This window comes from Candidatus Methylomirabilota bacterium, assembly GCA_036005065.1.
In the GTDB taxonomy this organism is placed as follows: Bacteria; Methylomirabilota; Methylomirabilia; order Rokubacteriales; family DASRDR01; genus DASYQW01.
The window spans coordinates 1-2,065 of record DASYQW010000242.1 but is presented as its reverse complement, the minus strand read 5'-3'; the positions used below and the strand labels follow the sequence as shown (position 1 = coordinate 2,065).

Genomic DNA, 2,065 nt, shown 5'->3' with positions numbered 1-2,065 from the left:
CGGGTGTCGAGGGCTCCGAGGAGGGCTTCGCCGATTCGGCGCGGCAGCGTCGGGCCGCGCGTGACGAAGGCGGTGAAGTAGCTCACGGCGTCGGCCCCCGCCTCGATCGCCGCCAGCGCCTTGGCCGGGGTGTCGATCCCCCCCGTCGCGATGAGCCTCACCCGCGGATCCAGCGCACGGCGGAGCTCGCGAAGCGCCAGCAGGACGCCGGGGAAGAGCGCGGGTCCGGAGAGCCCGCCGGTGCCCTGCGAGAGGCGCGCGTCCGTGACCCGGCGCGTGTTCCCGTAGTTGACGACGTCGACGCCTGTCTCCAGGATCGCGGGCACGATCGCGCGCCGGTTCTCCTCCGGGTAATCGGGCGAGAGCTTCACGATGATCGGCCGGGCCGTCGCCGCCCGGACCTCCTTGAGGAGCGCGCGGACGCGCTCCGGCGCGGCTGACAGCTCGTAGACGAGGCGGGTGTTGGGCGAGGAGATGTTCAGCTCGACGAGGTCACCGAAGGCCTCGAGCTCCTCGACCAGCTGCCGGTACTCCGCCGGCGACTCGCCGGCCACGCTCACGATGACCGGCCGCCAGTGCGGCAATCGTCCCAGCTCGGCGCGGAACGCCTGGAGTCCCGGGTTCCGGAAGCCGTTGCAGTTGACGAGGCCCGCCCCCTCGGGCGTGGTGATGCGCACGAGGTTCGGCTCCGGATGCCCGGGCCGCGGCCCGAGCGTGATGCTCTTGGTCGTGACGGCCCCGAAGCCGAGGGCCATCGCCTTCCGGAGGATCGTCGGGTCGTAGTACATGGAGGACAGGATCACGGGGTTCGGGAGGCGGACGCCGGCGAGATCCACGGCGAGGCGCGGGTCGTCGAGGGTGAAGACCGGGAAGCGCTCGACGGGGAGGATGCGAAGGAGCGATTGGCCGATCCGCACCGCCCGGTCCTCGGGAAGGCGCGACAGGAAGCCGTGATAGAGGATCCGGTACAGGCGTTCGGCCGTGGGCAGGAGCATGGGGCGCGGGCAGGATACAATACGGGTGACGAGGCCGCAACCCGAGGCCTGGCGCCGTCCGGTGACACTGGTGAGCGAGACGCGGTTCGTGGCCGATGTGATGCTCGGGAAGCTGGCGCGCTGGCTCAGGGCGCTCGGTTACGACACGCTCTACTTCCGGGATGCGCCGGACTCGCGGCTCCTGGGGATCGCGTTACGCGAGCGGCGGCGCCTCCTCACCCGCGACGCGGGGCTGGCGGCGCGGGCGGGGGCCGCGGGGCTCCTGGTCCGCGCCGAGGATCTCGACGCCCAGCTGCGCGGGGTGATGGACGCCTGCGGACTCGTCTCCCGGGCTCCGCTCAGTCGCTGCCTGGAGTGCAACGGCGTGCTCGCCTCTCGTCGCCCCGCCCAGGTGCGCGACCGGGTGCCTCCCTACACCCTGGCGACCCAGACCGAGTTCTGGGAGTGCGCGGGATGCCGGCGTGTGTTCTGGGCGGGCACGCACGCGCGGGGGATCCTGGGCCGGCTTCATCCCTATCTGAGCCCGTCTCGGGAGGGCCTCCCGCAACCGGGCACGCCGCGCGGCGACTGACCGCCGAACTTATCGCTGGGGACTCGGCTGGATGCGCTGCACCAGGAGCGGGCGGCCTGACCCGGAGAAGGCGGCCACCTCGATTTGGTGACGGCCCGCGGCCGAATCTTTCAGGTGAATCACCTCGACTTCGATCCGCGAAGGCGGCTGGGGAAATCGCGGCATCTCGAATCCGACCACGAGGCCGCACTCAGGACAGCGCTTCGAGCCAATCTCGGCCGCCGGCTTCGGAGCAGTCTCGGCGCGTCCCGATGTCTCGGCCGGACTTCGGCCAGCATCCCGCAGGCCGCCCTGAAAGAACCAGGCGGTCGGCCGTCGCTGCCGGCGATCCGCCTGGCGTCGATCCGATCTCGGCGCGTTGCCGCCACGGCGACGTTCCCCGACCCGTCGCTCGTAAATCAGGTCGATGGGCGCCTCCGCCATGAAGTTTTGGCGCAGGAACTCGTAGAGTTCACGGTGCCCCTGCTGGACGACGATGAGCCATCGGCGCGTCTTCATG

At 71.2% G+C, this 2,065-nt stretch carries 3 protein-coding genes; 1 reads left to right on the top strand and 2 read right to left on the bottom strand.

Annotated features, from left to right (window positions below; all coding sequences use genetic code 11):
• Positions 1-995 (bottom strand): hypothetical protein (locus tag VGW35_17430; GenBank protein HEV8309445.1); only part of this gene is annotated, 995 nt, incomplete at its 3' end.
• 25 nt (positions 996-1,020) lie between these two features.
• Between VGW35_17430 and VGW35_17425 the strand changes: the two genes are divergently transcribed.
• Positions 1,021-1,566 carry a Mut7-C RNAse domain-containing protein gene (locus VGW35_17425; GenBank protein HEV8309444.1) on the top strand — a complete coding sequence of 182 codons (546 nt, stop codon included), beginning with the start codon at positions 1,021-1,023 and terminating at the stop codon, positions 1,564-1,566.
• 9 nt (positions 1,567-1,575) lie between these two features.
• On the opposite strand, the gene VGW35_17420 is transcribed toward VGW35_17425, so the two are convergent.
• A partial coding sequence (locus VGW35_17420; GenBank protein HEV8309443.1) for a hypothetical protein occupies positions 1,576-2,065 on the bottom strand: 490 nt, incomplete at its 5' end.